Raw genomic sequence first — 12,831 nt, forward strand, 5'->3', positions numbered from 1 at the left:
GACCGGTCGCGAGGAAGTGCGACTACAGCCCGGGAGCTCGGGGTCGTGCACGCCCGGCGGTGTCGGGATCACGCAGCGGGACGTACGCCGTCCGCGCGGACTGCTCGCGCAGGGTCAGCGCGACCAACGGCGTGACGACCGGCGTCCGCGAGTGCCGGTCGGCCAGCAACAGCGTGAACAGCAAGGCCGCCGCCGTGAGAACGGCGGCGGCCAGAGTTGCCGCGTCGAGCGCAGGGATCACCAGCGACAGCGCGCCGGCGATCACCTGGTGCATCAGTCGAGGTAGTCGCGCAGGACCTGGGACCGCGACGGGTGCCGCAGCTTCGACATCGTCTTGGACTCGATCTGCCGGATCCGCTCCCGCGTGACGCCGTAGACCTTGCCGATCTCGTCCAGCGTCTTCGGCTGGCCGTCGGTCAGACCGAAGCGCATGGAGACCACGCCGGCCTCGCGCTCGGACAGCGTGTCGAGCACCGCGTGCAGCTGCTCCTGCAGCAGCGTGAACGACACCGCCTCGGCCGGCACGATCGCCTCGGAGTCCTCGATCAGGTCGCCGAACTCGGAGTCGCCGTCCTCACCGAGCGGGGTGTGCAGGGAGATCGGCTCGCGGCCGTACTTCTGCACCTCGATGACCTTCTCCGGGGTCATGTCGAGCTCCTTGGCGAGCTCTTCCGGAGTGGGCTCGCGACCGAGGTCCTGCAGCATCTGGCGCTGGACCCGGGCGAGCTTGTTGATCACCTCGACCATGTGCACCGGGATCCGGATGGTCCGGGCCTGGTCGGCCATCGCGCGGGTGATCGCCTGCCGGATCCACCAGGTCGCGTAGGTGGAGAACTTGTAGCCCTTGGTGTAGTCGAACTTCTCGACCGCACGGATCAGACCGAGGTTGCCCTCCTGGATCAGGTCCAGGAACAGCATGCCGCGACCGGTGTAGCGCTTGGCCAGCGAGACGACCAGTCGCAGGTTGGCCTCGAGCAGGTGGTTCTTGGCCCGCCGGCCGTCCTCGGAGATCCACTCGTACTCGTCGCGAACCTTGTCCTTGAGCTTGGTCGACTCGTCGCTGATCTGCTCCTCGGCGAACAGGCCGGCCTCGATCCGCTTGGCGAGCTCGACCTCCTGCTCGGCGTTCAGCAGCGGGACCTTGCCGATCTGCTTCAGGTAGTCCTTGACCGGGTCGGCGGTCGCGCCGGCCACCATCACCTGCTGCTCGGGCTCGTCGGTCTCGTCGGCCTCGGAGACGATGAAGCCCTGGTCCTCGGTGAGCTCCTTCTCCAGCGGCTTGACCGCGTCCGGGCTGAAGTCGGCCTCGTCGACCTCGTCCAGCGCACGCGGCTTCCCGGTCTTGGGGTCGATCGCCAGACCCGCCTCGGACACGGCCTTCTTCGCCGGCGCCTTCTTCGCGGCGGCCTTCTTCGCGGGGATACCGTCCTCCTTGGATACAGCGGCCTTCTTGACCGCGGGAGCGGCCTTCTTCACGGTGGCCTTCTTGGCGGCAGGGTCAGGCACTCTGGCGCTGGTCCTCGGGGCCGTGCTGCGGGCGGTGGCGGCCACGGCCCGGGCGGACTCGGCGGGAAGGTTCTCGGACGAGCTGGACGACACGAATTACCTCTCGTCTGACGCAGGGTTTTCTGTACGGCGATACGGCGGTGCGGGTGAAACAGGTGGTACCACGAATTCTGCGCTGCGCACCGGCTTCTGTGCTCGTCTGCGATCGTGTTCGCTGGTCAGCAGTTATGCACCGGGTGCCCGTCAGGCGGCAGCAACACTACATTGTAATCCGCGGACCAACCCCGACCCACGCGCGGCCCCCGTCCCGGCGTGCCACGACCGGTGCCCGCACGCCCCCGCGGGCCGGCACCGGCGTATCCGTTGAATCCTCAACTGTTCCTGGTCTGCCGCAACGGCCGCGCGACCACCCGCTGCTGCGCGACCTGCTGGGCGGCCTTGAACTGGCGGACCTTGACCAGCGAGGCCACGTCGATCACGTCCGCGACCGACTTGTAGGCACCGTCCTCGCCGTACGGTTCGGAGGCCTCCCGCCAGCCGCGTGGCCGGACCTTCAACTGCTTGCCGAGCAGCGCGACGAAGATCTTCGCCTTCTGCGCGCCGAAGCCCGGCAGGGCGGACAGCCTGGCCAGCAGGTCGTCACCGGACTTCACGTCGGCCCAGACACCGGAGGCGTTGCCGCCGTACTCCTCGTCCAGGTGCTTGGCCAGCGTCTGGATCCGGGCCGCCATCGCGGTCGGGAACCGGTGCACCGCGGGCGGGCCGGCCACCACCTCGACGAAACCGTCCGGGTCGTAGGCGGCGACCGTGCACGGGTCGAACGGACCCTCCATCCGCTTGGCGATCAGGACCGGGCCCGCGAAGGCACGCTCCATCGGGATCTGCTGGTCGAGCAGCATGCCGACCATCAGCGCGAAAGGGTCCCTGCTCAGCATCTCGTCGGCGTCGGGCTGCTGCGCAAGGCACAGTTTCTTGCTGCGTGTCGAAGTCACCTCAGTCCTCCCCTTCCTCGGCCTTGACGGCCAGCACCGGACACGGAGCGTCGAGCAGCACCCGCTGGGCGTTGCTGCCGAGGATGAGCTTGCCGACCGGCGACCTGCGCCGCAGGCCGATCACGATGAACTCCGCGTGCACCTGCTCGGCGACGGCCACCAGGTCCTCCGCCGGATCGAGTCCACGCACCAGTTGCCGTACCTCGTAGGGCACACCGGTCGAGTCGAGCTGCTCCCGTACCTCCGTCAACGCGGCCTCACTGGCCGCCGCCTCGTCGCTGTCGAAGCTGCGTCCGCCCCGGTGGGAGTTCACCACCACCAGCTTGGCATCGCGGAGCGTCGCCTCCTCTGCCGCCCGGCGAAGGGCTGCGCGCCCTTCGGCCTTCGGCACATAACCCACGACGATGGTCGTCATCGACTTGCCTCACCTCCGGGTGTCTCCACCTGTCACGGTCGACCCGTTCCGAACGATACTGCCCTGAACCGTTACCGGCATCTGTGGAAAAGCACCATCTGTGTCGCGACCGTGACCGTTAGACAGTTGTGTCCGCAACGAGACCGTGCAGGCCCGGGCGGCAGAGCGGTTGGCACCTGCATACCCGCGCCGGGCGGTTCTAACCCTGCCCCGGCGAGACCCTGGCGCACACCTTGGCAGGCTCCGGGCCCGGCGCGCCAGTCCGATGCCGTTGCCCTCGGCAAGCGGCCGGACCGGTGTCCTACGTTGTCGGCCGGGCGGGGACTTTCTTGACGGCGTTGGCTAACCGGTTCAGTCCACCGGCCACTCGTGCACCGGGGTGTTGGCGTGCATGTGGTCGCGATAACGACTCAGCATCCCTCGCAGCGCGTCCCGCCGATCGTGCGAGCCCTTGGTGTACAAGCGGTGGAACTCGTCGGCCTGCCAGGAGGCGCCGTTGCGGTGGGTGAGGCAGCGCTGCTCGATAATGCCGAGCAGCCGGTCCCGGACCTGCGGGTCGACGCCCCACGCGTCCAGGCCCTGCGATGCCAACGGCAACAGCCTGCGTAGGACCAGCTCGGTGGCGCGGGCGGTGCCGACGCCCGGCCAGAACACCTCGGCGTCGATCCCTTGCCGGGCCGCTTCGTGGAAGTTCTCCTCCGCCGCGCTGAACGACATCTGCGACCAGATCGGCCGCTCGTCGTCGGCCAGGGCCCGGACCAGCCCGAAGTAGAAGGCGCCGTTGGCCATCGTGTCGACCACCGTCGGGCCGGCCGGCAGCACCCGGTTCTCCACCCGCAGGTGCGGCTTGTCCCGGACAACGTCGTACACCGGGCGGTTCCAGCGGTAGATCGTCCCGTTGTGGAGCCGCAGCTCCGAAAGAGCCGGGGTGTCGCCGCGGTCGAGCACGGCGATCGGGTCCTCCTCGGAGGTGACCGGCAGCAACGCCGGGTAGTAGCGCGAGTTCTCCTCGAACAGGTCGAAGATCGAGGTGATCCATCGTTCACCGAACCACACCCGCGGCCGGACGCCCTGCGTCTTCAGCTCGTGGGTGCGGGTGTCGGCGGCCTGCTCGAACAGCGCGATCCGGGTCTCGCGCATCAACTCCTTGCCGAACAGGAACGGCGAGTTCGCCCCGACCGCCAGCTGGACGCCGGAGATCGCCTGCGCCGCGTTCCAGTACCGCGGGAACGCCTCCGGCGTGACCTGCAGGTGGAACTGCGTCGACGTACAGGCTGCTTCGGGCACGATGCTGTCGGCGGTGGCCTGCAGCCGCTCGACGCCGTCGATGGAGATCTGCACGTCCTCGCCGCGGGCCTGGAAGATCTGGTCGTTCAGCAACGCGTAGCGCGGGTTGGTGCTGAGCGCGTCGCGGCGGATGTGCTCGGTCATCAGCGTGGGCAGGATGCCGACCACGACCATCGACGAGCCGGTCCGCTGCGCCTTCTCCTCGGCCGCGTTCAGGCTGGCCCGGATCGAGGCCTCCATGGTTCCCAGCCCGTCGCCGTCGATCTGGCCGGGCGGCACGTTGATCTCGATGTTGAACTGGCCGAGCTCGGTCTGGAACGCGTCGTCCTCGATCGCGCTCAGCACCTCGGCGTTCTTGAACGCCGGGTCGAACCGCTCGTCGACCAGGTTCAGCTCGATCTCGATGCCGGTCATCGGACGCTCGGCGTCGAACCGCGCCTCCCGCAGCATCCGTGCGAACGCGTCCAGGTTGCGATGGACCTGGTTGCGGAACGCCGTGCGGTCCGCCCGGGTGAACTCGACCCGGTCGACTTCCTCGCCCATCTGAGCCTCCCCTGTTCCGGTACTGCCGTGGGTACGGCGTACTTCTCTGTACCTGGCGACAGTCTGCCCGAACCGGGCAGTGGATGTGACCTGGATCGCGTCGCCGACCATCCACTGGTACGCCGGGGAGTCAGCGCGGGAACACGATGAAGTGATCGCGGACCAGCCGGAGGGGCTCCGGACCCGCGACGGTGAGCGCCTCGTCGAGCTCGGTCAGTGTCTCCGGGGCGAGCTGCAACGGGTGCTCGCCGGGATGCACGTCGGCCCCCATCGGGTAGTCCTCCCCCGGCCGGTCCGGCATCTCGATGTGCGCGCCCAGCACCCAGTCCACCGGATTGCCCGCGGCAACGAACGCGGCCAGCCGGCGGACGCTCGCGCGGTACGACGCCCAGTCCGGCACGTACAACCGGCCCGGGTACAACGAGTCGCCGGTGAGCAGCAGCCGGGTCCGCGCGTCGTATACGGCGATGTCGGCGCCCTGGTGCCCGGGAATCGGGATCACGTCGAGAACGCGCTCTCCGAGATCGAGCCGCCCGATCCCGCCGGGCCAGTCACCGATCCCGAAGAACGCCGCGACCTCCTCGGCGCCGTGGCCGACGACGTGGTCGAACTGGTCGTCACCCCCGACGTGGTCGCCGTGGGCGTGCGTGTGCGCGACCACGAGTTCGAGGTCACGGCCGGCGAGCAGCTCGTCGACCAGCCGCCGCAGCTCGGTGTGGCCCGTGCCCGTGTCGAGCAGGAGAGCGCGTTCTGAGCCGAGCAGGAGGTACAGGAACGGGCCCTCGAAGTTCGTGCGCAGCGACTGGCGGATGATCGCCGTCCGCTCGTCGTACCAGTGCACCTGGTGCTCCGGCCCGTCGGGCGCCGTGCCGTCGTCCCACTGGTCGGGAAAGCTCGCCATAGAGTGATCCTGTCAGCCCACCGGTCCAAGACTTGTCGGTGCGACCAGCCAGACTGTGGGGGTGCGTGCCGATCCGTCGATCCTGCATGTCGACCTGGACGCGTTCTTCGCGGCGGTCGAACAGCGGGACAAGCCCTCCCTGCGCGGCAAACCTGTCGTCGTGGGCGGGATCGGCCTGCGCGGCGTGGTGTCGACGGCGTCGTACGAGGCGCGCAAGTACGGCGTCCGGTCGGCGATGTCGACGGCCGAGGCGCGGTCGCGGTGCCCGCACGCGGCCTACCTGTCGCCGCGGTTCGAGGTCTACCGGGCCACCAGCCAGGCGGTGATGGCGCAGATGCGCGCGCTGTCCCCGCTGGTCGAGCCGCTGTCGCTGGACGAGGCGTTCGTCGACCTGTCCGCGGCCGGGCTGCACGACCTGACCGTCGAGGACGTGCAGGCGATCGCCGACGACCTCAAGGACGCGATCAAACAGGCCAGCGGCGGACTGACCGCGTCGGTCGGCGCCGGGACGTCGAAGCTGATCGCGAAGATCGCCAGTGATCTCGACAAGCCCGACGGCGTCGTGGTCGTGCCGCCCGGCACCGAGGCGGAGTTCCTCGCGCCGATGCAGGTCACCGTGATCCCCGGCGTCGGGCCGGCGACCGCGCAACGACTCAGCATGGCCGGCGTCCGGACGGTCGCGGACCTGCAGCAGCTCGACGCCGACGAACTGATCCGCCAGGTCGGTACGGCGCACGGCTCGAGCCTGCACCGGATGGCCGTGGCCGCCGACGACCGGCCGGTGGTCAGCGACCGGGAGACCAAGTCGGTCAGCATCGAGGACACCTTCGAGACCGACATCATCGATCGTGCCCTGCTGGCCGCGATCAGCGAGCGGATGGCCCACCGCGTCGCCGAACGCCTGCAGAAGGCCCAGCTCTCCGGCCGGACCGTCACGGTGAAGACGCGGATGCACGACTTCACCACACACACCCGTTCGTCCACCCTGGCCGGCCCGACCGACGATCCGCGCGTGGTCGCCCGCGTCGCCCGCCGCCTGCTCGAGGACAGCGACATCTCCGGCGGCATCCGCCTGCTCGGCGTCGGCGTCTCGTCCCTGGCCGACTGGATCCAGGACGACCTCTTCACCGAGTCCGAGGCCGTCGAAGCCGCCGAGGCCGCGGTCGACCTGGCCGACGTGCCCGTCCGCTCCCGCGAACGCCAGACCGGCTACTACCCCGGCCAGGACGTCACCCACCCGGCGTACGGGGACGGCTGGGTGTGGGGCGCCGGCCGGGGCCGCGTCACGGTCCGCTTCGAAACCGCCGCGACGACCGGTCCGATCCGCACGTTCGCCGTCGACGATCCCGAGCTGAGCCTGGTTCAGCACACCCCGCCGGACGACGAGGAGTCAGCCGCGGAGGCGGACCGATAGACAGGTGACGCAGCCTTCCAGCTTCTCGAACTCGGTGATGTCGACGGGGATCGGCGTGTAGCCGAGGCCGGAGAACAGCTCCGCCGTACGAGGGGCCGAGGCGGCCATCAGGAGTTGCTGGTCATCGAGCAGTACGACGTGGGCGCCGGACTCCTCGGGGACCGGACGGAACGTCGGGAAGGCCGTGGGGTCGTCGACCAGCGGCTCGTAGCCGATGACCGTGCCGTCGGGCAGGGCGGTGACCGCCGACTTGAGGTGCAAGACCTTGCGCACCGGTACGGCGACGACGCGGGCGCCCAGGGGTTCGAGGTGAGCGCGGAGCTGGTCGATGCCCGACTGGTTGGTACGACCGCCCTCGCCGACGTACACGGTGGCGCCGATCTTGAGCACGTCGCCGCCGTCCAAGGTGCCGGGGGCATCGATCTGGGCCAGGCGGTAGCCCTGCGCCTCGACCGCCTGGGCGGCGGCCGCCGCTTCGGGGCGCCGCTGCTCGGCGCCGGCGCGCGCGATCACCGCGAGGTCGCCGTACACGACCATCGTGTCCTCGACGAACACGCTGTCAGGGCAGTCGTCGGCCGGCGGGACCTCGATCGTCGACCAGCCGGCGGCGGCCAGCGCGTCGACGTACTGCTGCCACTGCCGGACGGCGAGGTCGGCGTCCACCGGGACGCGTTCCAGATGCGTGAGCAGGCCCTCGGCGATGCGCGGGCTGGGACGGCGGACGAGCGCGCGGATGGTGACCATGGGCGGAGGGTAACCGGCGGCCGCGATCGATGCCGGGCGCATGGCGTGGCGGGGGCCGGGTACTGGCCGGACGAACCCGGCGCGGTTGCCGGGCACCTAGTACCTGGAGGGTTACATGCCGAAGATTCTGCAGCACGCCAGCGGCGACGTGGTCGAGATCATTCTCGCCGACCACCGCTGGTTCGAGGAGGCGCTGCGCGAGCTGCGTGACGTGCAGAGCGACCGCGCCGCCGTGCTCGCGGACCTGGCGACCGTACTCATCGCGCACGCGGAGGCCGAGGAGTCCAAGGTCTATCCCTCGCTGCGGAACAAGAACGCGATCGACGCCGAAGAGGTCGAGCACTCCGTGCACGAGCACGACGAGGGCAACGAGGCGCTGCTCGAACTGATGGAGGTCGAGGACACCTCGTCGGAGGAGTTCAGCGAGAAGACCCACGAACTGTCCGAGGCGCTCACGCACCACCTCGACGAGGAGGAGCGCGACGTACTCAACCCGGCGCGCACCGACGTCTCCCAGGAGGTCCGCGACAAGCTCGGTCAGGAGTTCGCGGCCGAGCGGTCCCGGCTGATCGAGTCCGGCGCCGGCTCCATCGAGAACGTTCGCCGACTCGTTGCCGCTGCCAAGAAAAAGGAGAAGTCCTCCTAGAACCACGGGCGTCGCGACTGGTGGCGCGGCGCCCGTGCTCTTCCGTCCCCGTGGCCATGAGCGCGGGTCAGTCGCCGGAATCGGCGTGAGTGCGGCTGACCCGTCCTCAGGTCACGGGGACGGTTCGCTGTCCGGACCGGTGCCTCGGAGGGACTTGGCGAGCATGGTGCGGATGTGGTCCGGGTCGGCGTCGTGGTCGTCGAGCAGGATGGCGGTGCACAAGCCATCGCACAAGGCGACAAAAGCTTCGACCGCGTCAGGGTCCCGGGTCTGTGTCCGGGCGAGCTCCGCGACCTCGTCGCGCCAGCCTCGAGCGGCGGGGCGGAGGGCGGGACGGCGGGCCGCGAGGGTCGACAGCTCGCGTTCGGCGAGTGCTCGCTCACGGCCGGAGCCCCCGGACTCGGCGATCAGGTGGGCGAGACCCTGGACCGGGTCGTCCCCGGTGTCGATGAGTTGGCGGATGCGGCTGGTGTAGGTGTCGGTGACGCTGGTCAGCGCGGCCACGAGCAGATCGTCGAGGGTCGCGAAGTAGTAGAGCGTCAGACTGGTGGTGATCCCGGCTTCCTTGGCGACGCTCCGATGGGTCACGCCGGCGGCGCCGTCGCGGCGGACCACCGTCAGGGTCGCCTCGATGATCTGGGCTCGGCGGCGTACGCCACGCACCTTGCGCCCGTCGACCTCGTGCTCGTCCACCATCGCCCTCACCGATCAATCGCCACTCACGCGGGTCGAGGCTATCTGCTCCGCCTCGACGTCACCGATCGGGCGGACGTGGCGCAGCATGGTGAAGCAGGCCGCCGACGCTCCGGCGATGGCGATCCCCGCGGCGATCGCGGCGATGTTGAGTCCGCTGGTGAACGCCTCCCTCGCCTGCTGCAGAGCCCCTGCCGGCAGTTGCCCGGCCACAGACGTGGCGCCGGTGAGGCTGTCGTCGTACGGCTCGGCCACGGATCCGGACAGGCCGGACCGAGACTCGACCGCCCTTCGGTAGACCGCTGTGGTGAGGCTGCCGAGCAGTGCGACCCCGGCCGCGATCCCGAGCTCCTGCACGGTTTCCGAGAGCGCGGCGGCCGATCCGGAGCTGTCGACCGGCGCCGTACCGACGACGATGTCGGTACCCAACGAGGCGATGACTCCGAGGCCGAGATAGAGGAACGCGAAGCCCCCGACCACACTCAGCTTGCTGCCGGTCCCGGCAAAGGCCAGGAGGCCGTACCCGACGAGCGACAGCGCGAGCGCGGAGCCCATCACGACTCCCGGCGAAACACGAGTGGCGAGCAAAGGTGCCCCGATGCCGCCGATCAGCATCGCCAGCGCCGGTGGTCCCATCCACAGACCGGCTGCCAGCGGAGACAGGTCCGCGACGAGCTGCAGGTGCTGGGTGATCAGGTACATCATTCCGCCGAATCCGACCAGGCCGATCAGCAAGACCGACAGGGCGGCGGAGAAGGCTCTGTTGGTGAAGAGCCTCATCTCGAGCAGCGGCTCCTTCAAGCGGAGCTGACGGCGGACGAACGCAACAGTCGAGCCACCACCGACAGCAACGGCCGCCGCTGCCTGGAGGTCGAGTCCGTGCGCTGCGACGTGCTTGATCGCGAAGATGATCGGGAGCATCGCCGCCAGCGACAGGCCGACGCTCACCAGGTCGAGCCGGCCGGCTCCGGCCCGAAACTCCGGCAGCAGCCTGGGTGCGGCGACCAGCACGATCACGCTGATCGGTACGGCGATCAGGAACGCCGCGCCCCACCAGAAGCCGGCCGTCAGGTAACCGCCCACGATCGGACCGGCCGCCATCCCGAACGCGAACATCGTGGCCCATCCACCGATCGCCAGCGCCCGCTGCCCCGCGTTGCTGAACATGTTGCTGATCAGCGACAAGGTGGACGGCATCAGCGTCGCACCAGCCACGCCCAGCAGTGCGCGCGCGATGATCAGCCACAACGCACTCGGGGCGAAGGCGGCGAGAACCGAGGCCACTGCGAAGGCAGCCATGCCGAGCATCAGCAGGCGCCGCCGCCCGATCCGGTCGCCCAGCGTCCCCATCGTGATCAGGAATCCCGCGATGAGGAATCCGTAGGCGTCCATGATCCACAGCGTCTCCGTCGCGGTGGGCCGCAGCTCCGCGGCCAGGCTCGGAACCACGAGGTACAGCGCCGTCACATCGAGCCCGAGCAGCACGGTCGGCAACGCCAGCACCGCGAAGCCGGCCCACTCGCGCCACCCGGCGCGGGCCGTCGGTTCCGTCGTCATCTCACCGTCCGATCAAGTTGAACGTACGTACTACTTGTACCATCGTTCAACATGAAGGGCGAAGTCGTTGGCCGCTCGGATCGGCCACGGAGGGGCTAGCCGAGGTCCAGGACGAGACCTTCCTCGGCGGCGATCACGTCGCCGAAGAACACCTCCTGCGCCTGGGACACCGAGAGAGCGCGATCCGTACCCGGCCAGAAGTGCGTCAACAGCAACCGCGTGGCACCCTTCGCGCCGGCTGCGGCCTCCCGGGCCGTCATCAGAAACCGCGGCTCCGGAGGTGGTAGCTGGTGGGTCGCGTCGGAGATGTGGAGGTCGGCGCCCTCGGCCAACGCCGCCAGTTCGGGGGCCGGGCCGCTGTCACCGGTGTAGGAGACCGTCAGCCCGGGAGCGCTGAGCCGTACGCCGAGGTTGGTCACGTAGTGCGGCAACGCAGCGGTCTCCAGCCGGAACGGTCCGATCTCCCGGGCGCCGGCCAGGTCGTGTACGGCGAAGACGGTCGCCGGATCGGGACGTGGTTCCAGCGCCCGCAGTACGTCGAGAACGCCGGGTGGGCAGTACAGCGGGATCGGCGCGGAGTCGGGCGCCTGGTAGTGCCGGACGCGCGCGAGAGCGCTCACGTCGACGCAGTGGTCGGGATGCTGGTGGGTCACCACGACCGCGTCGACCTCGCCGTCGGGGCAGTGCTCGAGCAGCCGCGGCAAGGTCGCGTAGCCGAGATCGAGCACGACCTTGAACCCGTCGTACTCGAGCAGGAAGCCGGCGCAGGCCCGGCCCGCCTCGGGCCACGCACCGCAGGACCCGAGCACGGTCAACGACCTCACGGCGCCGAGCCTTCGCAGGCAGCCGGCGTCATCGAGCGCCGAAGGCTTCCTCGGTGGAGACGATGTCCTTGCCCAGCGGTAGCAGCGAGATCGGGATCAGCTTGAAGTTGGCCAGGCCGAGCGGGATGCCGATGATGCTGACGCACAGGGCGATCCCGGTGACCAGGTGGCCCAGCGCCAGCCACCAGCCGGCCAGCACGACCCAGATGATGTTGCCCAGCACCGACCCGGCACCCGCGCCGCGGCGGTCGACCACGGTGCGGCCGAACGGCCAGAGCGCGAAGCCGGCGATCCGGAACGACGCGATGCCGAACGGGATCGTGACGATCAGGATGCAGCAGATCAGCCCGGCGATCACGTAACCCACAGCCAGCCAGAATCCGGCCAGCACCAGCCAGATCAGGTTCAACAGCGTTCTCATACCTGCCAGCCTGCCACCCGGCGGGTGTGCTCGAGGGTCAATCGGGCGACGAGTCCGGGATCGTTCCGGGGTAACCAGTGGCCACCCCTGACCACCTGGACGCTCAGGCTCGGGGCCCAGCGTGCGACGTCGGTCTGCAGTGGCGTCGTCACGAACGCGTCGCCGTCCGGCGAAACCGCGAGCACCGGTACGTCGGTACGCCGCGGCCGCGGTCGCAGCAACCGCGGCAGAACGTTCGCGCGGTAGAGCTCCAGACCGTTCAGGTAGTCCGCCAGAGAGCGCTCCCCGTCCGCGGGAGCATGGCCTCCGGCGCTGCGCTCCAGCTTGCCGAACACCCGATGCGCCCAGCCTTTGCGCCAGCCGCGTTCGGGCAGCCAGGGCAGCTGGAAGTAGAAGATGTACCAGGAGTGCGCCAGCTGCGAGAACTTGTCGCGCCGCGGACGGCGGCTGCGGAAGAAGTAGCCCGCATGGTCGAGCGACGGCCCCGAGATCGACACGAACGACTCGATCCGGCCGCGCAACCGCTCGCTGGTGACGAACTGCCAGGCCTGGATCGACCCCCAGTCGTGCGCGAGCAGCTGGACCGGTCGGTCCGGCGCGACCGCGTCGAGCACCGCAGTGAAGTCTTCTTCCAGCCGCTCCAACCGGTACGCCGAGCGCCCGCGCGGGTGATCGGAGTTGCCCGCACCGCGTACGTCGTACGTGACGACGTGGAAGTGGTCGGCGAGCCGGGCCGCGACGGGTTCCCAGAGGCGGGCGTTGTCGGGATAGCCGTGCACGCAGACGAGCACCGGAGCGGACGGGTCGCCGTACTCGTAGAGCGCGATCTCCGTTCCGTCCGCCGATCGCACCCGCCGCGACGGAGCGGCCCGCGGAGTCGAGGGCACG

General features: G+C 69.6%; 14 protein-coding genes. 2 read left to right on the top strand and 12 right to left on the bottom strand.

The features are described from left to right. Positions 1–22: 22 nt before the first annotated feature. The 6 genes from BWI15_RS21335 to BWI15_RS21360 form a co-directional block, all read right to left on the bottom strand. On the bottom strand, positions 23–274 hold the full coding sequence (locus tag BWI15_RS21335) for a DUF6412 domain-containing protein (RefSeq protein WP_077016256.1): 252 nt from the start codon (positions 272–274) through the stop codon (positions 23–25). Further along, positions 274–1,599: an RNA polymerase sigma factor gene (locus BWI15_RS21340; RefSeq protein WP_077016257.1), complete on the bottom strand. Its 1,326-nt coding sequence runs from the start codon at positions 1,597–1,599 to the stop codon at positions 274–276. Before BWI15_RS21340 ends, BWI15_RS21335 begins: the two co-directional genes overlap by 1 nt. A gap of 278 nt (positions 1,600–1,877) precedes the next feature. Then, positions 1,878–2,498: an HhH-GPD-type base excision DNA repair protein gene (locus BWI15_RS21345; protein WP_077016258.1), complete on the bottom strand. Its 621-nt coding sequence runs from the start codon at positions 2,496–2,498 to the stop codon at positions 1,878–1,880. A 1-nt stretch (position 2,499) separates the two neighbouring features. After that, positions 2,500–2,913: a universal stress protein gene (locus BWI15_RS21350; protein ID WP_077016259.1), complete on the bottom strand. Its 414-nt coding sequence runs from the start codon at positions 2,911–2,913 to the stop codon at positions 2,500–2,502. A 351-nt stretch (positions 2,914–3,264) separates the two neighbouring features. Continuing rightward, positions 3,265–4,743 carry a glutamate--cysteine ligase gene (locus tag BWI15_RS21355; RefSeq protein WP_077016260.1) on the bottom strand — a complete coding sequence of 493 codons (1,479 nt, stop codon included), beginning with the start codon at positions 4,741–4,743 and terminating at the stop codon, positions 3,265–3,267. A 130-nt stretch (positions 4,744–4,873) separates the two neighbouring features. After that, entirely contained in the window at positions 4,874–5,644 is a 771-nt protein-coding gene (locus BWI15_RS21360; RefSeq protein ID WP_083750918.1) for an MBL fold metallo-hydrolase, read from the bottom strand. A gap of 61 nt (positions 5,645–5,705) precedes the next feature. On the opposite strand from BWI15_RS21360, the gene BWI15_RS21365 reads away from it, so the two are divergent. After that, complete coding sequence (locus BWI15_RS21365) at positions 5,706–7,058, top strand: DNA polymerase IV (RefSeq protein WP_077016261.1); 1,353 nt, start codon at positions 5,706–5,708, stop codon at positions 7,056–7,058. Here BWI15_RS21365 and ddaH read toward each other — a convergent pair. Further along, positions 7,035–7,802, bottom strand: a complete 768-nt coding sequence (gene ddaH / locus BWI15_RS21370) for a dimethylargininase (RefSeq protein ID WP_077016262.1) — start codon at positions 7,800–7,802, stop codon at positions 7,035–7,037. The two genes, BWI15_RS21365 and ddaH, sit on opposite strands and share 24 nt — an antisense overlap. Before the next feature lie 115 nt (positions 7,803–7,917). Between ddaH and BWI15_RS21375 the strand changes: the two genes are divergently transcribed. Further along, the gene (locus BWI15_RS21375; protein WP_077016263.1) at positions 7,918–8,448 is read left to right on the top strand and encodes a hemerythrin domain-containing protein; all 531 of its coding nucleotides are present in this window, start codon (positions 7,918–7,920) and stop codon (positions 8,446–8,448) included. Positions 8,449–8,559: 111 nt separating this feature from the next. Here the strand turns inward: BWI15_RS21375 and BWI15_RS21380 are convergent, their stop codons facing one another. From BWI15_RS21380 to BWI15_RS21400, 5 genes are all read right to left on the bottom strand, one after another. Then, positions 8,560–9,144, bottom strand: a complete 585-nt coding sequence (locus BWI15_RS21380) for a TetR/AcrR family transcriptional regulator (protein WP_077016264.1) — start codon at positions 9,142–9,144, stop codon at positions 8,560–8,562. 12 nt (positions 9,145–9,156) lie between these two features. After that, positions 9,157–10,698, bottom strand: a complete 1,542-nt coding sequence (locus BWI15_RS21385; RefSeq protein ID WP_077016265.1) for an MFS transporter — start codon at positions 10,696–10,698, stop codon at positions 9,157–9,159. A gap of 95 nt (positions 10,699–10,793) precedes the next feature. Continuing rightward, positions 10,794–11,522 (bottom strand): MBL fold metallo-hydrolase, encoded by a 729-nt coding sequence (locus BWI15_RS21390; protein WP_077016266.1) that lies wholly within the window; start codon positions 11,520–11,522, stop codon positions 10,794–10,796. A 28-nt stretch (positions 11,523–11,550) separates the two neighbouring features. Beyond that, complete coding sequence (locus BWI15_RS21395) at positions 11,551–11,943, bottom strand: YccF domain-containing protein (RefSeq protein ID WP_077016267.1); 393 nt, start codon at positions 11,941–11,943, stop codon at positions 11,551–11,553. Then, positions 11,940–12,830, bottom strand: a complete 891-nt coding sequence (locus tag BWI15_RS21400) for an alpha/beta fold hydrolase (RefSeq protein ID WP_077016268.1) — start codon at positions 12,828–12,830, stop codon at positions 11,940–11,942. Before BWI15_RS21400 ends, BWI15_RS21395 begins: the two co-directional genes overlap by 4 nt. Between the last annotated feature and the right edge of the window lies 1 nt (position 12,831).

It is taken from the genome of Kribbella sp. ALI-6-A, assembly GCF_001984195.1.
Taxonomy (GTDB): domain Bacteria; phylum Actinomycetota; class Actinomycetes; order Propionibacteriales; family Kribbellaceae; genus Kribbella.